The sequence below is a fragment of the Rubrobacter marinus genome (genome assembly GCF_011492965.1).
In the GTDB taxonomy this organism is placed as follows: Bacteria; Actinomycetota; Rubrobacteria; order Rubrobacterales; family Rubrobacteraceae; genus Rubrobacter_F; species Rubrobacter_F marinus.
On record NZ_CP045122.1, the window covers coordinates 185,969 to 206,792 of the forward strand.

At 70.1% G+C, this 20,824-nt stretch carries 29 protein-coding genes and 1 pseudogene; 9 read left to right on the top strand and 21 right to left on the bottom strand.

Annotation, left to right across the window (positions count from 1 at the left end):
* The first annotated feature begins 94 nt into the window (after window positions 1-94).
* Genes GBA65_RS22140 through GBA65_RS22155 form a run of 4 tightly spaced genes read left to right on the top strand, consistent with a single transcriptional unit; the run spans window position 95 to window position 3,226 of the window.
* Window positions 95-523: an ArsR/SmtB family transcription factor gene (locus tag GBA65_RS22140; protein WP_166398792.1), complete on the top strand. Its 429-nt coding sequence runs from the start codon at window positions 95-97 to the stop codon at window positions 521-523.
* A gap of 3 nt (window positions 524-526) precedes the next feature.
* Window positions 527-1,180, top strand: coding sequence for a cation transporter (locus GBA65_RS22145; RefSeq protein ID WP_228282049.1), 654 nt, complete (start codon window positions 527-529; stop codon window positions 1,178-1,180).
* Complete coding sequence (locus GBA65_RS22150) at window positions 1,173-1,844, top strand: class I SAM-dependent methyltransferase (RefSeq protein ID WP_166398793.1); 672 nt, start codon at window positions 1,173-1,175, stop codon at window positions 1,842-1,844. The genes GBA65_RS22145 and GBA65_RS22150 overlap by 8 nt, the downstream gene beginning before the upstream one ends.
* Window positions 1,841-3,226 carry a phenylacetate--CoA ligase family protein gene (locus GBA65_RS22155; protein ID WP_166398794.1) on the top strand — a complete coding sequence of 462 codons (1,386 nt, stop codon included), beginning with the start codon at window positions 1,841-1,843 and terminating at the stop codon, window positions 3,224-3,226. Before GBA65_RS22150 ends, GBA65_RS22155 begins: the two co-directional genes overlap by 4 nt.
* Before the next feature lie 11 nt (window positions 3,227-3,237).
* Here GBA65_RS22155 and GBA65_RS22160 read toward each other — a convergent pair.
* From GBA65_RS22160 to GBA65_RS22235, 17 genes and pseudogenes are all read right to left on the bottom strand, one after another.
* A pseudogene (locus tag GBA65_RS22160) lies at window positions 3,238-4,959 on the bottom strand (IS1182 family transposase).
* Between the two features lie 295 nt (window positions 4,960-5,254).
* A complete protein-coding gene (locus GBA65_RS22165) occupies window positions 5,255-6,136 on the bottom strand; it encodes a ThiF family adenylyltransferase (RefSeq protein ID WP_166398795.1) in 882 nt (293 codons plus the stop codon).
* A 31-nt stretch (window positions 6,137-6,167) separates the two neighbouring features.
* Window positions 6,168-7,178 carry a Mov34/MPN/PAD-1 family protein gene (locus tag GBA65_RS22170; protein ID WP_166398796.1) on the bottom strand — a complete coding sequence of 337 codons (1,011 nt, stop codon included), beginning with the start codon at window positions 7,176-7,178 and terminating at the stop codon, window positions 6,168-6,170.
* Window positions 7,175-8,023, bottom strand: coding sequence for a hypothetical protein (locus GBA65_RS22175; protein ID WP_166398797.1), 849 nt, complete (start codon window positions 8,021-8,023; stop codon window positions 7,175-7,177). Before GBA65_RS22175 ends, GBA65_RS22170 begins: the two co-directional genes overlap by 4 nt.
* Before the next feature lie 603 nt (window positions 8,024-8,626).
* The gene (locus GBA65_RS22180) at window positions 8,627-9,139 is read right to left on the bottom strand and encodes a hypothetical protein (RefSeq protein WP_166398798.1); all 513 of its coding nucleotides are present in this window, start codon (window positions 9,137-9,139) and stop codon (window positions 8,627-8,629) included.
* Window positions 9,140-9,285: 146 nt separating this feature from the next.
* Window positions 9,286-9,588 (bottom strand): hypothetical protein, encoded by a 303-nt coding sequence (locus GBA65_RS22185; protein WP_166398799.1) that lies wholly within the window; start codon window positions 9,586-9,588, stop codon window positions 9,286-9,288.
* A 50-nt stretch (window positions 9,589-9,638) separates the two neighbouring features.
* Window positions 9,639-9,839: a hypothetical protein gene (locus GBA65_RS22190; protein WP_166398800.1), complete on the bottom strand. Its 201-nt coding sequence runs from the start codon at window positions 9,837-9,839 to the stop codon at window positions 9,639-9,641.
* A 56-nt stretch (window positions 9,840-9,895) separates the two neighbouring features.
* The gene (locus GBA65_RS22195; protein ID WP_166398801.1) at window positions 9,896-10,816 is read right to left on the bottom strand and encodes a hypothetical protein; all 921 of its coding nucleotides are present in this window, start codon (window positions 10,814-10,816) and stop codon (window positions 9,896-9,898) included.
* Window positions 10,813-11,028, bottom strand: coding sequence for a hypothetical protein (locus GBA65_RS22200; protein WP_166398802.1), 216 nt, complete (start codon window positions 11,026-11,028; stop codon window positions 10,813-10,815). Before GBA65_RS22200 ends, GBA65_RS22195 begins: the two co-directional genes overlap by 4 nt.
* A gap of 174 nt (window positions 11,029-11,202) precedes the next feature.
* Window positions 11,203-11,661 (bottom strand): hypothetical protein, encoded by a 459-nt coding sequence (locus tag GBA65_RS22205; protein ID WP_166398803.1) that lies wholly within the window; start codon window positions 11,659-11,661, stop codon window positions 11,203-11,205.
* A 105-nt stretch (window positions 11,662-11,766) separates the two neighbouring features.
* Window positions 11,767-13,050, bottom strand: a complete 1,284-nt coding sequence (gene dnaN / locus GBA65_RS22210) for a DNA polymerase III subunit beta (protein WP_166398804.1) — start codon at window positions 13,048-13,050, stop codon at window positions 11,767-11,769.
* 33 nt (window positions 13,051-13,083) lie between these two features.
* A complete protein-coding gene (locus tag GBA65_RS22215) occupies window positions 13,084-13,545 on the bottom strand; it encodes a hypothetical protein (RefSeq protein ID WP_166398805.1) in 462 nt (153 codons plus the stop codon).
* A gap of 36 nt (window positions 13,546-13,581) precedes the next feature.
* Window positions 13,582-13,731, bottom strand: a complete 150-nt coding sequence (locus GBA65_RS22220) for a hypothetical protein (RefSeq protein ID WP_166398806.1) — start codon at window positions 13,729-13,731, stop codon at window positions 13,582-13,584.
* Window positions 13,731-14,000: a hypothetical protein gene (locus GBA65_RS22225; protein WP_166398807.1), complete on the bottom strand. Its 270-nt coding sequence runs from the start codon at window positions 13,998-14,000 to the stop codon at window positions 13,731-13,733. The genes GBA65_RS22220 and GBA65_RS22225 overlap by 1 nt, the downstream gene beginning before the upstream one ends.
* A 25-nt stretch (window positions 14,001-14,025) precedes the next feature.
* Window positions 14,026-14,160 (bottom strand): hypothetical protein, encoded by a 135-nt coding sequence (locus tag GBA65_RS25710; protein ID WP_266096632.1) that lies wholly within the window; start codon window positions 14,158-14,160, stop codon window positions 14,026-14,028.
* A gap of 82 nt (window positions 14,161-14,242) precedes the next feature.
* Window positions 14,243-14,395, bottom strand: a complete 153-nt coding sequence (locus tag GBA65_RS22230) for a hypothetical protein (RefSeq protein ID WP_166398808.1) — start codon at window positions 14,393-14,395, stop codon at window positions 14,243-14,245.
* A 93-nt stretch (window positions 14,396-14,488) separates the two neighbouring features.
* Window positions 14,489-14,716, bottom strand: coding sequence for a hypothetical protein (locus GBA65_RS22235; protein WP_166398809.1), 228 nt, complete (start codon window positions 14,714-14,716; stop codon window positions 14,489-14,491).
* Window positions 14,717-15,059: 343 nt separating this feature from the next.
* Between GBA65_RS22235 and GBA65_RS22240 the strand changes: the two genes are divergently transcribed.
* The gene (locus GBA65_RS22240) at window positions 15,060-16,331 is read left to right on the top strand and encodes an AlbA family DNA-binding domain-containing protein (protein WP_166398810.1); all 1,272 of its coding nucleotides are present in this window, start codon (window positions 15,060-15,062) and stop codon (window positions 16,329-16,331) included.
* A 202-nt stretch (window positions 16,332-16,533) separates the two neighbouring features.
* Here the strand turns inward: GBA65_RS22240 and GBA65_RS22245 are convergent, their stop codons facing one another.
* The 3 genes from GBA65_RS22245 to GBA65_RS22255 form a co-directional block, all read right to left on the bottom strand.
* Complete coding sequence (locus GBA65_RS22245; protein ID WP_166398811.1) at window positions 16,534-17,217, bottom strand: hypothetical protein; 684 nt, start codon at window positions 17,215-17,217, stop codon at window positions 16,534-16,536.
* 216 nt (window positions 17,218-17,433) lie between these two features.
* A complete protein-coding gene (locus tag GBA65_RS22250) occupies window positions 17,434-17,649 on the bottom strand; it encodes a hypothetical protein (RefSeq protein ID WP_166398812.1) in 216 nt (71 codons plus the stop codon).
* 116 nt (window positions 17,650-17,765) lie between these two features.
* Window positions 17,766-18,116: a hypothetical protein gene (locus GBA65_RS22255; protein WP_166398813.1), complete on the bottom strand. Its 351-nt coding sequence runs from the start codon at window positions 18,114-18,116 to the stop codon at window positions 17,766-17,768.
* Window positions 18,117-18,479: 363 nt separating this feature from the next.
* Between GBA65_RS22255 and GBA65_RS22260 the strand changes: the two genes are divergently transcribed.
* The 4 genes from GBA65_RS22260 (at window position 18,480) to GBA65_RS22275 (ending at window position 20,307) form a co-directional block, all read left to right on the top strand.
* The gene (locus GBA65_RS22260; protein WP_166398814.1) at window positions 18,480-18,869 is read left to right on the top strand and encodes a hypothetical protein; all 390 of its coding nucleotides are present in this window, start codon (window positions 18,480-18,482) and stop codon (window positions 18,867-18,869) included.
* Entirely contained in the window at window positions 18,866-19,426 is a 561-nt protein-coding gene (locus tag GBA65_RS22265) for a hypothetical protein (protein ID WP_166398815.1), read from the top strand. Before GBA65_RS22260 ends, GBA65_RS22265 begins: the two co-directional genes overlap by 4 nt.
* Window positions 19,427-19,834: 408 nt before the next feature.
* Window positions 19,835-20,035 carry a hypothetical protein gene (locus tag GBA65_RS22270; protein ID WP_166398816.1) on the top strand — a complete coding sequence of 67 codons (201 nt, stop codon included), beginning with the start codon at window positions 19,835-19,837 and terminating at the stop codon, window positions 20,033-20,035.
* Entirely contained in the window at window positions 20,032-20,307 is a 276-nt protein-coding gene (locus GBA65_RS22275) for a hypothetical protein (RefSeq protein ID WP_166398817.1), read from the top strand. The genes GBA65_RS22270 and GBA65_RS22275 overlap by 4 nt, the downstream gene beginning before the upstream one ends.
* Before the next feature lie 85 nt (window positions 20,308-20,392).
* On the opposite strand, the gene GBA65_RS22280 is transcribed toward GBA65_RS22275, so the two are convergent.
* Window positions 20,393-20,713, bottom strand: coding sequence for a hypothetical protein (locus GBA65_RS22280; RefSeq protein WP_166398818.1), 321 nt, complete (start codon window positions 20,711-20,713; stop codon window positions 20,393-20,395).
* Window positions 20,714-20,824 lie beyond the last annotated feature (111 nt).

Here is a 20,824-nt window from a genome sequence, read left to right on the forward strand (position 1 = left end):
CTCGCCGAACCGCCAAGCCCACCCGCGCTTGACGCGCCCCGTCCTCGGCCTTAACATTATGTTTCGATATTCGTTCAAATATGGGAGGATACTCATGGTCGACAGACCGGCCGAAGGGCACGGCGAGGTGGATCGGATCGCGGGCGAGGGCGTGTGCGAGGTGGACCTGATCCATCCCGGTGCGGTCCTTCGCGTGCGCGAGGCGCTTCCCGACGAGGGGGCGACGCGGCGGGCGGCCGAGGTCTTCGGGGTGCTCGCCGATCCCACGAGGGCGCGCATCGTCTGCGCCCTCGCCATAGAGGAGCTGTGCGTGTGCGACGTGGCGGCGGTGGCGGGGCTTTCGGTGAGCGCCGCTAGCCACCAGCTCAAGAGGCTCCGGGACCGCGGGGTGGTGGGCTACCGCAAGGAGGGCCGCCTCGCCTTCTACCGCCTCGTGGACGATCGGGTCCGGGGCCTCATGGAGGAGGGCGTGGGGCACGCCATGGCGGGTGCGGCGTCCGGCGCCGCGGCGCGGGGGGCCTGAAGCGTGGCGGGAGCGACGGCGGTGGGCAGGCGGGAGACGCTGCACCGCAGGGGCGTGCGCCTGGAGGTCTTCACCATCGCCTGGAACGTGGTCGAGGCGGTGGTCGCCGTGGGCGTCGGCATCGCCGTGGGGAGCGTCGCCCTGGTGGGCTTCGGGGTGGACTCGGGGATCGAGGTGATCTCGGCGGTGGCCCTCCTGTGGAGGCTGTTGAAGGCGGGTCCCCACGCGAGCGTCCCGGAGGAGAGCGCTGCCGAGAGGAAGGCGCTGTACCTGGTGGCGGCGACGTTCTTCCTCCTGGCCCTGTACATCCTCTACGAGGCCGTCGGCGCGCTCCTCTCGGGCGAGGGGCCCGATAGCTCGACCGTGGCGCTCGTGCTCAGCGTCCTGTCGCTCCTCATCATGCCCATCCTCGCTTACCTGAAGGGCAAGACCGGCCGCGAGATGGGGAGCCGCGCGCTCGTGGCGGACTCCAAGGAGACGTGGGTGTGCTCGTACCTGTCGCTGGCCCTCCTCCTGGGCGTCGGCCTGAACGTGGCCTTCGGGTGGTGGTGGGCCGACCCGGTGGGCGCTTTGGCGATGCTGCCGGTGATCGTCTGGCAGGGGTGGGAGACCCTCGGGGAGGCCCGCGAGGTGGAAGAGGACGACGACGATGACTAGCCGCCTCCCTTTCGGCCGGGGGACGCGCCCGTTCCCCTCGGCCGTCGGGGCACTCGTGCTCGCCGGCGGTGCGGCCCTCCTCGGGTACGCGATCTGGTGGCGAAAGAACCCCTCGGCCTGCCCGTACTCCCAGCGCCTCTGGGTGGAACTGCCTCATCCGTTCATCACCCGGGCGCGGCTGGGGGAGGCCCTCGCTCTCGAACCGGGCGAGCGGGTTCTGGAGGTCGGTCCCGGCACGGGCTACTACGCCGTGCCGGTTGCCGGATGGCTCTCCGAGGGCGCACCCAAAGGCACGCTCGACGTACTCGACCTCCAGCAGGAGATGCTCGACCACGTGGCGGCCAGGGCGCGCGAGCGCAGCCTCTCGAACGTCGTCCCCACCCGCGGGGACGCGACCGCGCTCCCGTACCCGGACGCGGCCTTCGACGCCGCCTACCTCACGGTGGTCCTGGGCGAGATCCCGGACCAGGTGGGCGCTCTGCGCGAACTCGGGCGCGTCCTCAAGCCGGGCGGCCGGCTGGTGGTGGGCGAGATCCTCGTCGACCCGCACTACGTACCGTTCTCCGCCCTCAACGAGCGGGCGGAGGCGGCGGGCCTCTCGTTGGAGCGCAAGATAGGCGGCCCGCTAGGCTACTTCGCCCGTTTCCGCCCGCGAGGATCGTGAGCGTGAACCTCCCGCGGCTGCTGCTCGACGCGCGGAAGGCCCGGAGGGGAGGCCCCGCCGCGATCGCGCTTCGGCGCCGCGCCCGCCTCGCCGAGATGGTGGCCTTCGCGCGCGAATGTTCGCCCCACTACCGCGAGCTCTACCGGGGCCTGCCGGAACGGGTCGAGGACGTCGCGCTGCTGCCGGTCACCTCCAAGGGGGATCTGATGGCGCGCTTCGACGGCTGGGTCTCGGACCCGGAGGCGACGATCGAGAAGGCGCGCGCGTTCGCCGACGACCCCGGCCTGGTGGGGGAGCGGTTCCTGGGCAAGTACCTCCTGGCGACCACCTCGGGCACCACCGGGACCCGCGGGATCTTCCTCGTGGACGACCGGGCCGTCGCCGTGCGAAACGCCCTCCTCCTCTCCCGCGGGGTCGGCGCTTGGCTCGGGGCCCGAGACCTGGCGAAGATCCTCGCCGGCGGCGGGCGCACGGCGACCGTGATCGCCACCGGCGGCCACTTCGCCGGCCTCGCCGGCGCGTCCGGGACCGTGCGCGGGGGCGGCCGGTGGCGCGGCGACGCGGTCCGGGTCTTCCCGGTGCACGCGCCCCTGCCGGAGTTGGTGTCGGGTCTCAACCGCTTCCGGCCCGCGGTTCTCGCCGGCTACGCGAGCGCAATCGCGCTTTTGGCCGGGGAGCAGGAGGCGGGGCGACTGCGCATCGACCCGGCGCTGGTGTTGCTCGCGGCCGAGGGGCTGGCGGAGGGCGGGCAAGAGAGGATCGCGGGGGCGTTCGGCGCCAAGGTCGGCAACGTATACGCCGCCACCGAATGCCTGCACATCGGCCACGGCTGCGCCCACGGGTGGCTGCACGTCAACGCCGACTGGGCCGTGCTCGAGCCCGTGGACGCCCACCGCGACCCCGTCTCGCCGGGCGAGTACTCGCACACGGTCCTGCTCACGAACCTCGCCAACCGGGTGCAACCGGTCCTCCGCTACGACCTCGGGGACGGCGTCCTGATGAGGCCCGCCCCCTGCCCGTGCGGCGACCCGCTGCCCGCGATCCGCGTGGAGGGCCGCGCCGCCGACGTGCTCACCTTCCCCGCCGGCCCCGCCGAAGGAGTCGGGAGCGTCGCCGTCCCGCCGCTGGCGTTCGGCTCCCTGGTCGACCGCACCCCGGGCGTCGAGCTGTTCCAGATCGTGCAGACCGCGCCGACGCGCCTCAGCGTGCGCCTCCTGCCCGCCCCCGGCGCCGACCCGGAGCGGGTGTGGCGGGCGGTGCGCGCAGAGGTCGCGCGCCTGCTCTCCGAGCACGGCCTCGGCCACGTCGCGGTAGAGCGCGCGGAGGAACCGCCCGAGCAGTCGCCCGGCGGCAAGTACCGCACGATCGTCCCGATGACGTGACGCCGCGGGACCTACGGCGGGTTTCGTCGAGGTCCTCGACGACGGGAGCGACCCCTACCGCGAACGCTTCGACACCTCAGCGCGGCGAACGGCGACCTTCGGGCGGGAGCACGGGGCGCGTCCGACAGCCACGCTCCCACCCGCGCGAAATTGAGGGACGCGGCGGCGAGCGAGTGCTGCAGGTGCGTCTTCTTCAAACCCCTGTAGCGCGAACGCCTCAGACCGCAGGACCTTACCGCTCGCGAGATCGTGCCCTCTATCCCGCTTCGAAAGGCGTACTCCTCGGCGTAATCCGGGTCCTCCCCCCGATCGCGGGCGAGCCTGAGGGCCTCGTAGTGCTCCCGGGACCCGATCGTCAAACGCCTTCGTGGGCGCCCATGGTTCGGGGTCCCGCCCCTGGTACCGACGCACAGCCGGTTGCTCGGGCATTCGCCGCAAACCGACCTCGAGAAGGTGATGTCGAGCACCCTCTGCGCCCGCCTCGTGCGTCGTTTCCAGGTGGAGCTCTCCTTCCCCTCGGGGCAGGTTGCCACCTCCCTCTCCCAGTCGATCTCGAAGCAGGCGAGGTCGAAGCCCGTCTTTTGCCGCGCCTGCCAGCCGTAGTTGGACCGCGGCGGGCCGAGCAGGTCCAGCCCGTAGCGGTCGTGCCCCTCGAGGATCCACCTCGCGTCCATGTAGCCGGAGTCCACCACGTGCCTCGCCGGCAAGAGGCCTTTCCCTTCGAGCGCGCTATGCACCGCCGGCGTCGCCGCGACGTCGGGTACGGGCGCCGCGGTGGTCTCGACGTTGGTGAGGAGGCTCGGCGCCCCCTCGTCGCAGGTTTCAGTCAGGTGGACCTTATAGCCGAGCCAGCCGCCTCCGAACCGCCTTGCGGACCGGCACTCGGGATCGTGGGGCGACTCGACGCGCACGGCGGCGGGCGGCAGGCCGTCCTCGTCGTCCCTGAACCGAATGCCCTCTCCGACGCGCGAGAAGTTCTGCAACCAGACGCGCCTTAGGGTCTCCACGGCCGGCACCTCGCGCAGCCACGCCGGGGAATCCTCGCCGGCCAAGGCCTTCGGGAGCGCGTCTCCGTCGAGCCCTACTTCCTCCGCTTCGGCCCGGCGCGCCGCCTCGCCCCTGGGCAGTCTGAGGTCGTCGAAGCGCCTGGCGTAGCGCTCCGCCCACTCGGGCCTCGCGCGCTCGCTCAACCACCGCGGGGCGACGACGGCCAGGGCGTTCAGGGCGAGCCTCATCGTCTCGCCCACGAGCTCCAACCGGCTCAGGAGCCTCGCCGCCGAGAGCACCCGCGTGGAGTCGGTGCGCTGGCGACCGCGTCCCTTGACGAGGCCCATCCCCACGAACCGTTCCAGGAGCGTGTCGAAGAGGAGCCCCTCGGCCCCCTGCTCGACGAGCCTCGACCGGAATTCCGAGAGCACCGAAGCGTCGAAGCCGGGGTCGTCCAGCGGCATGGAGAGCGCGTCCTTTCAGTCGATGCGCCCCCTCACGGCGTCTGCCGCCTGCCTGTCCGAGAGCCCCTCGGCGAACTGCATGATGGTCACAAGCGCGAGGCGCCAGGGCGAGAATGCGGGCCTTCCGCGCCTCGGGAACAAGAAGGCGAAGGTTTCGTCCTCGAATATGGCGCCCAGATCGTCCCTCATCTTCATGTAAGTGTTGCCCTTCGAAAACGCGGCGCGGGCGACATCGGCGGTATCTTTGGGGACGGGCTCCACGGGGCTCGGGTGCAGGCACATGAGTTTTCCTCCGACGAGCTGACTTTTGCGGGTGCGCCCTCAACATGGTGAGGCGCACCCGCGCAATTCGCCAGCAACAACCCCGGGAGGGGCCGCCGACGGGGGGGCTCGAGGACGGTAGGGGCGGGACGCATACTTGCGCCCGTTTCTCCGGCAGATGCGCCCGATGGCGGCGAGGAGGACTCCTGATGCGCGAGGCGCTATCCTCCCGGCCACTTCGTTCCGCCCCTCGCCGGCGGCGCCTAGGGCTCGGGGTGGAGCGTGTCCACAAGTCTCCTGCCTCGTCGGCGAGCGCTCACACCGCGACCTGGTCGAGCTCGTCGATCGCGGCGTAGCTCTTGACGTACTTGCGCCGGGCGTCGAAGAAGCTCGATGCGTGCAGCACCGTCCCGTCCGAGAGTAGGTCCTGCAGGTAGTCGTAGATCAGCGCCGCCGCCCACAAATTCGTGGCGTGGCGCTGGGGGCTGGAGACGACGATCTGGCCGCACGGCACCTCGTCCGGGACGCGGTCCTCGGGCCCTCCCGCGGATTCTATGAGGTCGGGCATGACGTCGGCGGGGAAGTGGAGGAGGGTCTCTCCGCCCTTCCTGACGCCGCACACGACCTGCCCGCTCCACCCGGACTCGCGTATCTTCCTGAGCTCCGAGCGCGAGAGGGCGGCCGGGTCCTCGGGGAGCTCCACCCCTGCGTTCCCGGCGTCGACGTAGACGACGTCGTCGTAGGAGGAGAGCTTCTCGTGGAGGATGCGTCGGGTATCGGCGTTGTCGACGCAACCGACCACGATCCCGCCCTCCGGCGCGAGCTGCTTTAGGTCGGTCCCCTCCTTGACGTAGCGGGGGTAGGCGCGCACCTCGAGCCCGTAGGCCGCCGAGGCTCGGTCGGCGAGGACGATCGCTTTCGGACGGCCTACGTCGGCGGCGACGAAGTCCTGCCGGACGATGTTTTTCCGCTCCACCGCGTCGCCGTCGCACAGGAGGATCTCGGGGACGTGTCCCGGTAGGGTCTCGCCGAACAGCGGCGGTACGCCTTCTGCGGCGCGGCGCTGTTCCTTGAGGCCCCACACGAGGCGGCAGGCGTTTTTAATTACAAAGCCGCCCGTGCCGCCGCATCCGACGATGGTCAGTTGGGTCTCCGCTTCGGGGTCGAGGACCCGCACGGGCTTCGCTCCTTTGGCCAAGGCCGCTCCTCCTCTGCGTGGGTCGGCTTCTTTAGGCGTAGGGCTGGTCGATGATCGACCAGACGGCGGGGGCGGGGGTGAAGATCTCCTCGGCCCGTAGGGGCAAAAAGCGGGTCTCCCCGGAATCGAGGCGGCCACAGGGGTAGCGGAAGACGCCGACGGGCCTCTCCCGGTCCACGTGCCCGACCACGCCGTACACGCCGAGCTTCTTCTCCGAGGCGTCGTCGTCGCGGCTGAAGAATGGGCTCATGGAGTGGTGGGAGTGGATCTCGGCGTAGACGAGGTAGCGCTCGTCGTCGGGCAGCGGCGTGTACTCGACCCTCCCACGGTCGGCGACGTCCCCCTGCCAGACGAGGTGGTACTCGCCCTCCTCCGAGTCGTAGACCACGATGACGAGCGCCTCCTTGTCCGGGCGCTCCTTGAAGATCTCGACGATCCTCTTCAGGTGCCCGGCCGGGCACGGCGGCACCGTCGGGAAGAAGCCCTCCGTGAGGCTCGCCCCGCCCTCCACGCGCGCGCAATAGCTGCCGAGCGGCGAGGAGCGGACCTCGTAGACGCCGTCGAGGCCGAGGATCCTGAACACGGGCGGGTACGGGCCCGCGTCTTCGTCCGGGGCTTCCAGCAAGACCGACAGGGCGGAGCGGGGGCCCACGGCCCCCTTTTTCTGGGCCTTCCTGACCGGGACTAGGCGGTTCTTCTCCTTGTCGTAGCGGAGCTCCGTCTCCTCGTATTTGAGCTCGGGGAAGTCGTCCTCGCTCATCCAGTCGAGGACCTCCTTGGCCGTCATCTCCTTCGGGAGGGTGAGGGTGTGGCGCTGGTAGCGGACCTCCGTCCCCTCGGCGTACTTCGTCGGGGAGGCCGATGTCGCCTTGGACGCGCTCTTGCCTGCGGCTGCGCCCTTACCCTTCTCGGGCTGCTTCTTTTCGGGCTGCTTCTTCTCGGGTTCGGGCTTCTTGGGCGTCATGTCGAAGAGCGCTTCGGGCTCCATCGTGCCCTGGGGCGCGCCCTGGGCGGTACCCTGGTCCTTGTCTTGCTCGCTCAACTCTTTCTCCTTCTCTGCTCGTGCAGGTCCTTGAGGGTCATGGCGCACGGCTCCAGCCAGTCGTGGAGGATGCCGCCCCGTTCCTCTATCCTTTGGAGGAACGGGCGGTAGCCGGCGACGGGTGCGTTTCGGGAGAGGTCGCGGGTGTAGCCGTCGGCGTTGTTGGGGACCGAGACGAAGCCTTCTACGGCCTTCTCGGGCACCTCGGCGAGGTCCATCTCGAGAAGCCTCATCGTCGGCCAGCAGACGCCCTCCAGGACCTCCCGGTTCGCGCCGTCGATGTTGAAGGTGAACGCCGAGTACACGTTGCTGAAGGGCCACCTGAACAGCTCCGTTTCGGCGTTCGGCTCGCCCTGGAGGTCCGGCGAGCAGAGCGCTAGGGAGAGCGCCGAGAGGCGGCGGGTGCGGGAATCCCAGACCGCGCGGTAGGCGATCGCGGGGAGCCTCACCTCGTGGGTGGTCGTCTTCTTGCCGCCCTCGACGACGACGAGGTGCTCAGAGGGCCGCGTGGCGCCCGAGACGACGTAGGAGGAGCCGGATGGGCGCTCCACGACGTCGAGCAAGACGGCGCCTTCGGGCAAGCCGGGGATCTTGAGCGTCCGCACCGGCTCCTTCTCCAGCTCGGTGACGACCGCGGAGCGGTCCAGGGCCGTCAAGAGATCCACGTAGTCGACGACCTTCGCGGTCACCACGCCCCTCGAATCGGTCACGAGCGCGCGCGGCAGCCGGCGCGGCTTTATGAGGAGCACGACGGAGGGCTCGACCCCTTCGCCTGAGATTCCTTCGCCGCAGAGCGCGAGCTCCATCTCGGTCCTGAGGCCGCGTTTGAGCTTTCCTGCGTCCATGCCTCACCTCCCATTCCTGTATGAGCCACTCGAAGAGCTTGTAGTGGACGGCGTCGTGCCAGGCGCCCATCTCGGCGGCGAGGACGAGCAGGAACGCCCCCTTGGGCAGGAGCTCCCGCCCGCGCTTGGCCTCGGGCTTGTAGTGGTAGAAGCGGAGGTCCGGGCGGAGCCGCTTCAGCCCGCGCCTCAGGCGGGACAGTTCGAGCCAGTCCCCGCGGATCTCCGCGACGAGGACGTCTTCTGTGTAGCCGCCCTCGTAGTCTTCGGAGGTCAGGGGCTTGCCGGTGGGGCAGAGGAGGTCGGCGAGGATGCCGTCCTCGTCCAAGGGCTCGTCGTAGACGTACTGGTGGAAGAACTCCCCGTCGAGGTCCCACCCGAGGGTCGGAAGAACCGAGCGGAGCTGGCCGTCGAAGACCGCGACGGGGTCGCCGCCGGTCCAGGCCATGTCCCCCCAGGCCCATCCGACCTCGGAAAACCGCTTGCGCTCCTCCGCACCCACGCGCCGGAGCATGTCGCGGGCGAAGCGGAAGTCTTCCACGGCCGCCGACAATTCGCCCTGGGCCTCGTCCCAGAGCCCCAGGAGCTCGGCCCTCGCGTAGTGGGTCACGGGAGCTCACCCCCTGATGCTACGGAGGGGTCCTCGGCGGGCTCTGTCTCGAGGAGCGCGTCTCGTATGCCGGCGAAGGTGTCGTCGTCGCGCACGTGGTCGGTGAGCCTCAAAAGGGAGTTCAGCCTGCGGCCCTGGGGGTCGGGGTGGTACTCGTCCGGCGGCTCGTCGTAGGCCTCGTGGGCGAGGATGCGGTGGGCCTGGTCGAGCGCGGCGTCCGTGAGGTCGAGGACGCAGCTTGCGAGATCGCCCGGGGTGCCCGCCGGGGCGTCGAGGTCGACCTCGCCGTTCGTGAGGTCCAGCAGGAAGTCCGCGCCTTCCCCGAGCCTTGCGAGCTCCCCTTCGTCGCCGGGTTCGGGGACCGCGAGCAACTCTTGGACGAAGCGGTCGAAGCCGAAGGTGAGCACCCGGTCGGCCTGGCTCCCCGGTCCGGTCGCCCCGGAGACCGCGACGCGTTCGGTCCGTCTCTTTGGCTTCTTTTTGGGCGCGGCCTTGGCCCTGGTTGGCATTGCGATCCGATCCTCCTCCCCGCGGCTACTGCGCCGGCGTGGCCGTCATTCCCTTCGCGGCGCGAGGGGGGAATGACGGCGCGGGCTCCGGTTGTAGGGCCGCAGCCACGTGCGCTGCTCCGTGACGGTTCGCGGGCGTGGCTCCGTCAAAGAACCACGGCCATGGCCACGCGCTCGAGCTCGGCGAGGTCCTCGTCGAAGGCGTCCTCCTCGACGCTTTTCGAGGTGTAGCTCGTGCGGCCGTAGGTCTGGAGCTCCTCGCCGGGGATCGCGTGGACCAGGTTCCACTTCGTGCCGTCCCAGAGCCTGGCCCTTCCCCACGGCTGGAACACGTGGGCGTTGTGCTCGACCTCGTACTTGAGCTTTTTCCCCTCGACATCGAGCACGACCTCGCGGAACCAGCTCTGCGAATGCCTGTACGTCTTGTCCGGGATGGGTCTACCGCGCAACTCCACTGCCGCTCCTTTCCCGATCGGGGCGTTGGGGGTCGGCGCCGTCGCTAAACGCTCACGCGCGGGAGCCCGCCCTGGACGCGGCGTTCCCTGCTGCTCGTCGCCTCGTCGGCGCGGCGCGTTCGGCACCTGTAGCAGTAGTCGTCCTTGTTGTGCCTGCTGAGCTTCTCGGGGCGGCCGATCTCCGCCACGGCCGGGCAGTCTTCTCCGCTCGCGCACCTCTCGGCCTTCTTGCGCGTTTCCTTCATGCTGCTCCTTCTCCCGGATCGGGCCTGGGTTTGGGGGCTCGGGGACCGTCGCGCTCCTATCCTTCGTCCGGCGACCGCCGGGCGAGTTGCCCGTCGAGGTCCTCTTCGGGGACCCCGAGCCAGCGCGAGAGCGACGCCCTCGCCCGTTCGACGGCTCCGTATTCGTCCTCGATCGGCTCGATTACCGTGGTGGGGCCTGTCGCCTCCAGCCTCAGGCGGGCGACGGGCTCCAGCATGATCGCCGGGAGTATGGCCCGCTCGGCCGTGGGAATGCGGTTCCTCAGGCGGGCGGCCGCGAGGGCCGCCCGGGCCGCGTAGGGCTTCGGGAGGTCCTTGTCGTTGCGGGCTTCCCCCGCGACGTAGTAGACGAGCAGCCTGTCGCCTATGCTTCCAGGCTCCTCCCCCACTATCGCGCTCCCCGGAACCAACGGGGGTATCGTGCCGTCGGCGAGGACGCCGGCTACCGGGACGAACAGGACGAGTCGCTCGTCGGCGGCCGCGCCGGCCGCTCCTTCCCCGCTCCGCTCGGCGGACCCCATTCGCAACCGCGCCTCTTCGGTCTTGCGCCGCATGAGGGCGTCGAAGGCGCTCCCCGCGAAGTCATCGAGGGCGCCGACGCGACCCCACACCTCGTAGAGGTGCTCGCCGTAATCCCCGCGGAGGACCAGGGTCGTACGGGTCAGCAGGTTCACCCACGCGGCGACCGCCGCGAGCCCGGCGAGCAGGAGGTGCCAGGGGGCCTCGGGCCGGTAAGCGACGAGTGTTGCGGCGAGCGCGGCGCACTCGAGGGCGGCCAACCGGCGGGGCGCGGTGGCGTAGGTGTACGGGGGTTCGCTCGAGGCGAGCGGCAGACGCTCCCCGCGCACGATGATCTCCTCCGATGTGAGGACAATGCCGCCGGCGGAGTCGAGAAGGATCGTGCGGCTAATCGGGGGATCGTAGCGGGCGAGTGTTCGGAACGGGGGCTTATCGGTCACGAGGCTCCTCCTGCGGGGTAGCGTTCGTTTACGTACTCTTCGTCCCTGGACTCCTCGATCATCACGTACACCCGGAGCCCGGTCGGGGACTTGACCTCCATGTCGAAGAAGGTGCCGTTGCTGTAGCCGTGGCCCTTGACGATCTCCAGGCCTTTGCTCTCGGCCTTGTCCGCGAAAGCGTCTCGGAGGTCTTGCATCGTCAGTTCGTCCATGCTTCTCCTCTTTCGGGGGCATGCGTTTACGGGCCCGCTGGCGACCGCGCGGGCCCTCGGCTTCCGCACCGGCGCGCGTGGAAGGGACCGGGACGACGCGCCGGGGTCTCGTGGGACGATGGGGCTATCTGGCCGCCGGCTCGAACGGCCGGCGGCGCTTAAGAAGGGGTCGCGCTAGCGGGGTCGGCGGCCGCTGGGATCCAGGGGCTCCCAGCGCGGGCCGGGCAGCTCGGGGTACCGCTCGAGCTCGGGCCAGGCCTCGGCCTGGATGCGGATCCAGGCGCGCAGCACGTCTTCCGCGATCGTCGCCCCCGTCCCCTCCATCGGGGCGAGGAACTCGTCCGCGAAAGCTTCGGCGAGCCTGAAGGCGGTGCGGCTGGTGGCGTTGCTCCGGCAACGGACCGCCTCCTCGCCGTCCTCGCCCGGAGGCAAAAAGAGGGTGAGTACGTTGAGCGCGAGCTCCAGGCGCTTCTTGGGGTCGGCCTCGGGGCCGAAGTCGTAGTGGAGCTTCGCGCCGCGGGGGAGGTTGTGGGCGACCGTGCGCGGGACGTTCGCGTGCACCCTAAGGGGTCGGGTCGGGTCGCGGTAGAGCAAGACTTCGGTCAGGCCGTCCATCACCGGGGCATGGTACACGTTCTCCCATGTGCTTCCCACTGCGCGCTTCCCTCCTTTCCCCTTTCCGTCGCGAGCCATGCAGGTTCGGTCGCCAGGCCGGTTGCTCTTCGAGGTGCGATCTCCTCAGGCCTTCTGCCGGGACGGATCGCGCATCGGCATGATCAGGTACGAAAACCCCGCCGCGTCGAGCACGGCGTTCGTCGTCGTCGCCGTGCTCGTTTCGCTCTCGGCGCCTTCGCCCTCCTCCTTCTCGCGGCCCGGCTTCGCGCCGCTCGCGCCTTCGGACGCGGCCTCCCCGGGCCCGTCCGCGCCGCACAGGATCGCGGTTTTCTCGGGGTCGTTGAGGCGGAAGAGGACGCGCTTGGCGGGCACCGACGACGCCCCGTCGAGGAGGTAATGGGGGTTGAAGCAGGCGGTGAACTCCTTGCCCTCCCCGACCTCCGCGGCGACCTTTTCCACGGCTCCCCCCGTCTCGGAGCTCTCGACCGAGACGGAGAGCTCCCCTCCCGTGAGCGTCCCCTCCGGGTGGGAGAACGAAAGCCTTATGGGCACGGGCGGGGTTTGCCGTCCGGCGAAGAGGTTGACGCGCTTGAGGGAGTCCAGGAGCGCGGCCCTCTCCACCGAGAACTCCTCGGCGAAGGCGTCCGGGAGCATCCTTCGGTACTCCGGGTAGTTGCCGTCGATGAGGCGGGTCGAGAGGGTTACGCCGCCCACCCCGAACATAGCCGCGTTCTCGGTGACGGCGACCCGGACCTCCTTGGCGAGGTCCGAGAGGCGGGCGACCTCCTTGAGGGCCCTCCCCGGTATGATCGCTTGGCCGGCCTCGCTCGATGCCCCCTCGAGCCTTGCGGCGTTCATCGCCATGCGGTAGGCGTCGGTGGCCACCATCCTGACGCGCCCGTCCTCGAAGGATACGAGGACGCCGGTGAGGACCGGGCGCTGCTCGTCCTTGGAGACGCAGGGGAGGACCTTCTGGACCGTGTCGGCGAGGTCGCCGATGGGGACGGCGAACGAGGAGCCTCCCTTAGCGCCGCCGTCCCCGCTCGGGAATCCCTGCGGGACGGGGAAGTCCTTCGGGTCGTAGGTGCGGAAGTCGTAGACGTTCTTCCCGTGCGCGAGCGTGGCCTTGCCGTCCTCGGCCTCCAGGGAGATCTCGCCGTCGGGGAGGGAGCGGACCACCTCCAAAAGGACGCGGGCGGGGATCGCCGTCCGGCCTTCCTTCTCGATCTCGGTGCGCCCGGCGACGGAGATGGAGAGCTCCGTGTCGGTGGCGCTCATCTTGAGGAGCCCCCCCTCGGCCTCGAAGAGGACCGCGGAGAGGATCTGTATCGTCGAGCGGTTCGAGACCGCCCTGGTCACTATCTGCAGAAGCTTGGCGAGCACGCCCGCCTGCGCCTTGATCTTCACCCTGCTCGTCCCTCCCGTGAGGTCTCTGTGCGTTTACGGTCCCTGCGTGGCGGCGGCCGTTCGCCGGTGCCCGGCCGCCGCCTCGCCCGACGAAGCTCGGGCGGCGGCCAGGGGCCCCACGCCGCCGAACCTGCTCTGGCCGACGGGTTCGAGCGGCGGGACGAGCGAACCCTGGGCCCCCTTGAAGTTGTCGCAGGCGGCGCCCGGCAGGGACCTGAGGTATGAGAGCTCCCCCCGGGACTCGAACTCGAGGAGGAGCGACTGCGTCGCGCCGTAGCCGTCGAGCGCGAGAACGAGCCCAGAGAAGGCGCGCCTCCCCTCGGGCCCGTCGGCCTCCAGGAGGAGGTAGAGGCCGCCGTCGGCGCTCCTCATCCTGGCGTGGGGCACGCCCTCTTCGCCGGCGAGGCGTTCGGCGAGCTCGAGCCGCGCCAGGCGGAAGGCGCGTGCCTCGGGCGGCTGCTCGTCGGGGTCCTGGTAAACGTAGGCGCGTATCATCGCCAACCTCCTCTGGGGACTCCCATCCCGAACGTCCTAACCCGAGGCCGAGGTCCGCACCACGCCTTTCGGCGTGAGCCAGATGGTGAGCGGGTCGTAGTCGATCTCTATCAACGAGCCGTCGACGGCCCACGAGTAGCCGAAGCCGCCGGCGTGCGGGTTGTCGATGTCGCCGTCGCCCACCATCACGGCTTCGAGGATGGTGGCGAGGGGGCGTTCTTGGCCTCCTGGCGCTCGTCGTGGCTCATCTCCTCGTTGGCGTTGCACGCCGCGAAGTAGTCGCCGAGGACGTCGAAGTCCCGACCGTTGTTTATCTCGACGGCCGTGAAGTGGACCGGCTTGCCTCGCTTGTCCTTGAGGGCGGGGAGCTCGCGGACGGCGAAGGTCACCTCCAGGCAGCCGTAGCGGCCCTCGTAGACCTCGCGGTGGTGGAACGTGGTCTCGTCTTGGAGCATATCGCCTCCGTTTTGGTCGGGGTTCTCACACGTCGTAGCGGTAGACGCGGCAGGGGGCTTCCACGTCGACGCTATTGTCCGCCCGGGCGTAGTCCCCGGAGAAGAACCAGAAGCGTCCGGGTCGGACCTCGCCGGTGGGCGAAAGCTCCGTGGTGGGCATCGTGGGGTTGAGCGCGCCGGAGAAGCTCGCGTAGCCGTCGCCCCCAGGTAGAACGATCCTTCGGGGGCGGTCTGCACGGCGCCTACGCCCTCGCCCCAGTCGTGGGCGATCCTCTCCTCGCGGAAGCCCTCGGCGCCGAAGGGTCGGGGAAGATCACGAAGTCTCCGACCGACGGGCGGTCCGCTTGGCCGCGCTGTTTGCTCCTGCGGGCGAGCAGCTCGTCGTTGGAGATCACGGGGGCCCTCCTCGGGTCGTAGTTGCTTTTGGACGGTGACCGCGGAGCTTCGGCCCGCTCACGCGGCCGGGAACACGTTTGGCGCTCCTCTCTCTAGCGGATGGGGGCCGGGGAGTCGGGCTCGACGTAGCCGGCGTCGTAGGCCCTCGCGTAGCGCGGGTCGTCGCGCTTCACGTAGACGCCCGGGCAGGGCGCGAGTCGGTCGGTGTCGAAGACGAAGAACTCGTCGGGGGTCTTGAAGGTTGCGGTGGAGGAACCGCCTCGGTGGCCCTGGACCATGACCAGGTGCTCGCAGCGGGCAGCGATCTTGTTGCCGCTCATCCGGACCGGATCGCCGCAGTATGGGCAGAGAAGTCGATCGTCAGGGGCGGTTACGTCTTTGGGCACGGCTCGGGCTCCTTCTCTTCGGCGGCCTTCGGGGCTTCCCCCCTCAGGGGGCCCGACGGCCGCCGCGCCGCCCGAACGTGGTCCGCGCGGCGCATATGGGCGCGGGCGTCTCGGGTGAAGCGGCGGGGGGCGTGCGGGATAATCGGTATCCGCTCGCGCGATGGTCGAACCCCGGGCGGGGAGCGAGCTCGACGGGAACGACTCCGAAAGGCTGGTTGGCATTTTGCTCGACGGCAGACCCCTATCCCGGCAAACCCTGGCGGACGTCGAGGCGTTCTTGACCCAGGGTCGTGCGGAGGACCTGACGCTGGACTACAAGCGCGAGATAGGCAGTTCGCCGGGCGAACGGGCCGAGATGTGCAAAGACGTTTCCGCCCTCGCCAATTCGGAGGGCGGGATGATCGTCTACGGGGTGGACGAAAAACCCGACCGGACGCCAAAGATCCCGTTGTTCGGCACGGCCCGCGCCTTCGGCCGGCAGAACGTCGAAGAGTGGGCGGCCCAAGTTCTGCAGGGCGGGGTGCAGCCGCGCATGGTCCTCGATGTTGAGGCGTTCCCGCTTTCGGGCGACCCGAGCCGGTGCCTGCTCGTGGTCAGGACGCAGCCGAGCCCTTCCGCGCCGCACATGGTCACGCTCAACGGCGACAACCGCTACTACGGCAGGTTCTACAGGCGGGGCAACTTCGGGAACAGGATCGCCGAGGAGTACGAGGTGAGGGAGATGATGGAGAGGGCCCGCAGGTTGTACCTGGGACTGGAAGAGGAGCTCTCGCGCAGGGGGTACGGCGACCCATCGTCGGCCACCTTCGGGGACAGCCCCTACAACCGCCGGCTCGCTGCCCGGTCCCCAGAAGGAAGAATGGAGGCCGCGACCCGGTGGGCGAGTTTTCTCCTGCTGCCGACGTCGCCCGGCGGCACGGCCCTCGCCGACCGCGCGGGACTCGTGGACTGGCTCGACCCCAACGAGCATAGGTACGAGCCGCATCCTAGGGACCTGTACCTCCCCACGGCCGTCCCGAGGCCCGTGCTCGGCGGGGTGGCGAGCCTTAGCATCGCCTACGAGGACGGGAGGCCAGTCGGTGGCCGGGCAAAAGACTACGTGCGGGTGGGGTTCGACGGGTCCGTGGAGTACGGGTTCGCGCCGGCGAGCGTGACGGCGCTGCCGGACGGGACGGAGGTACCGTACTTCATCGGGACCAGGATCGCGGCGAAGCTCTGGCAGACCCTGGGCTTCGCCGCCGCCGTGAGGTCGCAGCTCTCGCTAGCGGCGCCGCACCTCTTGAGCGTCAACCTCGCCCGGACCGAGGGCGCCATCCTCGCCGGTTTCGCCGACGGTTGGGAGGACCCCAGGGGAGACTTTTTGGAGCTGCAAGAAGCGCCGAGGTGCCTGGAGCCGAACGCGCAGATCAGGCGGGAACTGCGGGCGGAGGACTTCGCGGAGATCTCGGCCGCGACCGCCACCGACCCTCCGCCGCAAGTGAGGGAGCTTGCCGAGGAGGTCTGCTTCGCCTTCGGCATACCGCAGCCCGTGCTGTTTCCCCGGGCCTGAGCGAACTTTGGGCGGCGATCGGGGCTCGATCCCCTCGCGGAGGTACTCGACCTCGCGGAGGAGCTCTTGCATGCGCCTCGCGCGCCGCACGACGTCGGCGTCTCATCGGGCGAGTACCTCCGGTTGACGGCGCCTTTGCGGCGCGTCTGCGGGGGCCGCTTCCTTGGTTACACAGTAACGGTCGGCGCCGACGGGTCCGGGCTCAGAAGGGCAGGTCGTCCTCGTCCTTCGGTTCCCAAGAGATCTCGACGGCCTCCCCGTCGTCCTCGGGGCCTTCCAGCGCCCGCTCGGCTACATCGGGAACCTCCACGCAGACGGCGTGGGCGAGCTTTGCAGGGCGCTCGAGACGACAACGCCCGTAGTCCAGAACATACGAGAGCGCGCCCCGAAGCTCGACCATCCTGCGTACAAGTTCCTCCGGGGCGGGCTTGTGGGGCCCGGGCTCGGCGTGGTCGAGCGCCTCTCGGCAGATCCGGGGCCACTCCTCGTTCAGGAGGCGCGCGTGCGCCCCGTCGTCGTACCCGGGCGGGGGAAGATCACCGGCGCGCTTCGCGGACACCACGATCCGGACGAGCGCCTCCTCCAGGAGTACCGCCGCCGCGGGGGTGGCGCCGTGGTCCAAGACCTCCCGGCGGAGTTCCTCCCCGCGGTAATACTCTTCGGCGTCCTCTGCGCTGTAGCACTCGGACGAAAAGTGCGGCCCCGGCATGCAGCACCGCGCCCCCAGGACGCAGCCGAAGCCCTCCGCGTCGTCGTCGAAGGAATCGTCGTAGAGGTCCTCGTGCTCGGAGCAACCCGGGACCCCGCAACACTCGCACTCGGCGTCGCCGTAGGCGACCTCCACCGCAGCGGCCTCGTCCTTGTCGTCGTTGGATCTTGCGAACATGAATCCTCCTCGGGCCGGGGCATAGCCCCGCATTTCTCCGCGCGCAGCTGACTCAGCGACCGAGCCTATGCCACCCGAAGGTCCGCCGCGTCTTTGTTCCGTAGTGCAGCTCGTGGCGCCTCCGGCGGATGGCGTCCTCGCGCCGCTTCCGTTTCCCGAGCCTTCTCGCGTCCTTCTTGTACGAGGACCGCTTCATGGGGGCCACCCCCGGTCCCCTCAGGCCGCCCCGGCGAGCGCCGGGGCGTCGACGTCGGGACGGGCTGCGTTCGGTCCCGCGAAGAACTCGCCCGGCTCGATGGGGAAGAGGACCCTCACCTCGGTGCCCGGGGATCCTTCGCCCGCGAGCTCGAGGGCGCGCCGGATCGAGGGGGCGCTGACCTTCGCGGTGCGGGTCGAACGACCCGTCCTTACCTCGACCGAAACCGTGATCATGGCGGCCACCTTCCTCTCGTCGTTCGTCCCCGCCGCCTACGACGACGTCGTCGTCCGGCGCCACGGGGTGTGCTTTGCCCGACAAAGCGCGCACCCCGCGGCGATAAAGCAGCGCCTCACGCAGCCTCTTCGTCGTCCTCGAGTTCCCGCTGGAGTTGGTCCCAGGCCGCGGCCGGGATCCTTCTCATCGCGGCCCGATGTCCCGGCGCGTACCACAGGCCGGTCAGCTCCTCGACCTCCCGCTGGGTGAGCCCCGAGCCGCGCTTCTCGGCCGCCTCGGCCTCCTTGCGCCCGAGGTGCTCCAGGCAGCGGGCGTACTCTTCGTTGCCGTCGGGGCGCCGGCGGTGGGGCCGGTAGTATCCCCGGCTCTTCTTGCGGGCCCAATCGAGGAGCGCTTCGGGGGGGTCGGCTTTCTTGGAGGCCCAGGCGAGTATCCCGATCGCCTCCTCACCGGCTCGAACTCGCACGCCTCCCTCACCTCGACCACGGAGAACGCGGGGAAGTCCTCCGCGAGGACCTCCGCCGTGCGGTCGTCCACGCGGACGCGGCGGCTGCTGCCGCGGAGCCGACTCGTGGGCCCGTCCCCGGATCCGACTCGTCGCTGCACGGTCGCGCACCTCCCCTTTCCGGAAGATCGGCGCCCGCCCCAACGACGAGACGGGCGCCGCCGGGCGGCCCCCGGCGAAGCCGACCGCGGGGGCCGCCCGGCGGCCCCTTCGCCCGTCAGCATGCGCGGTGGAAGACGAAGGTCGATTCTCGTGGGGCGTTGCCGTAGGATTGCCTAAGGAGAAGGCAGGCGACTCGAGCGACGCGAGGGAGGACCGGTCGGGATGGCCAATCACCCATTGAGGCTTCGAGACGTGCCGGACGGCGGCGACAGTTCGGGGGTCTACTACGGCGACGAGGGTTCCCAAGACCCCTTGGAGAAGTGGGACGCCCGCAGCCCGATCGGGGACTTCTATGACTTCGCGCTCTACTACTTCGGCCGAGCCGTTCGCGACCGCGCCGCGGCCGAGGCGCGGGACGGGGAGGAGGTCGTGGCGAGGTTTCGGGAGCCGGAGGACCGCGCCGCGCAGGATCGGGGCTCCTGGACGGAGGAAGACGAGCGGCTCTTCGAGAAGGCCGTTCGCGAGGTGACGGCGGAGTTCTTCCGGGGTTGTACGGACCTGGTGTGGATTGCGCCCGGCCTTCGTGTCGAGCGCGGATCAGAACGTCGATGAGAGAACGGGCGAACCACCACCGCTACGACGACGTCGTAGGAGGCATAGAGCCCATGAACCCCAAACTGACGCCCGAGGACCTGGCCGTGCAGGCCTTCGGCCCCGGCGCGGCCGACTTCGGCGCCGGCTGGCGCGCCAACACGATCCAGGCCCGTCGCACGATGCGCAGGTCCTTCCTCGACGCCGACCAACTCCGCCTAATCGACGAGCTCGGCCTGATGGTCGGCGTGCTCGCCGACGACGTCGAGGCGCTGCGCGAGGACCTCGCGGCGGCAGCCGCCGGCGAGAGGGCCGTGCTCGGGTACATGCACGGGGAGAAGCCGTCGCGCGAGGGGACCGGGGCGGGGGAGGAGATCCTCGTGGTGCGCCGCCCCGCCGGGTATTGGGCGCGCTTCGCCGCCGGGCGAACCCGCCGCGAGATGCTGGAGCGCTTCGGCACCGACGAGCTTTCGCTCCCCTTCGGGTTCGGCGCCGACCCGGGCTACGCGCTGAACGACGTCCGCCGGCGCAACCCCGGCGCGGCGGTGGAGCTGACCGAGGAGGCGACCGACCGATGAGCGAGGCGGCGGCGCATGATCCGCGGACGGTCGAGGCCGCGGCCGGAGAGCTGCGCCGGCTCTACGACGAGGAGGGCGCAACGCTCGACGACATCCTCAACGGCGAGGCCGGGGCGTGCTGGCCAGGAGACCTGCGGCGGAGACGAGGCCCTCGCCACGCGCGCCTTTATGGCCGTCCACCCCGGCGCGGTTGCCTTCGCGCCCGATCCTTCGGGCAGGGATCGGGTGGGGGTCCTCTTCCGCCGCGGCCGGAAGGGGGAGAGGTCCTGAGCGACCGAGGCTACGGCTACGCCGGGTGCCCGCACCCCTCGGGGCCGTCGTTGCGGGTCCGAACCGAGAGGGAGGCGAGCGCGTGAGCGAAGGAGAGGGGGGCCGGGACCCGACGACCCCGACGAGTGGCAGGACGCCGTGGACGCCGCCCGCGCGATCGTCACGCTGGATGCCGCCCGGGCTTACGGGCTCGTCCGCGGCGGCGCCGAGGTGGACCTCGAGCGCTGCTTGTGGATCCTGGAGCGCGGCGAGGAGTTGGGGTACGTCCCCTCGAGCGTCGCCGTCCACACCGCCATGATCGAGTATTTGGGGATGGAGTACCGGGGGCCGACCCCGTGATCGGCCGGCTCGATCGCCGACTCGCCCGCCTCGACCACCGGATCTGGGCTGCGCACGGGAGGGTCGAGACGGCTTACGCGCTGAACCTCGACGAGGCCCATAAGCAAGAGGCGTTCCGCGCCCTCGACGCCCTGCTCGCGGAGCGCGACGCCCTGCGGCGGGAGTGGTCCGCGCCCGTCCGACGTGAGCGCCCGCGTCCTCCGGTGAGGGCGCTCTTCGGTCCCGGTGAGGATGAGGTGCCGGTATACGACCCGGGGGCCCTCGTCCTCTGACGCCCTCCTTCGGGGGCGGTAGGGGTGGAAACCGGGCCGAAAATAGCGCAACGTATCGCTTTGGTGCGGGCCCGAACGCGCATCGCTACCCCCGTTGTCCTCGTCCCGCGCCGGATCGCCATCCCGCTCCCAGGACGTCGAGCACTACGCCGAGGAGGGCGGCGGCCTCGCGTTCGAGGCGCTCCAGATCCTCCCGCGCCTCCCCAAAAACCGCGCGCGGGGGAGGGGCCAACAGCGCGGCGCGGATCACGAGGCGTGCTCCGACGAGGTCGTTGGCGACGAGGTCGAGCAGGGCCTCGTCGTGCGGCCCGCCCTGCTCGAGGAGGTCCGCGACGTCGGCGCGGCGATCCTCGATCAGCCGGAGCTGCTTGGCCAGGCGGGGTGAGTGTGCGGTGTTCTCGCTCATGGAAGTCACGTTACCGGAGGGGGTCGGGAAGAGCGTCATACTGTAGGGAGGATCTTGGAGGCGTCGGGAGCATTCGAGGTGGGAGCGAAACTTGGGGTAGTCATCCTCCAT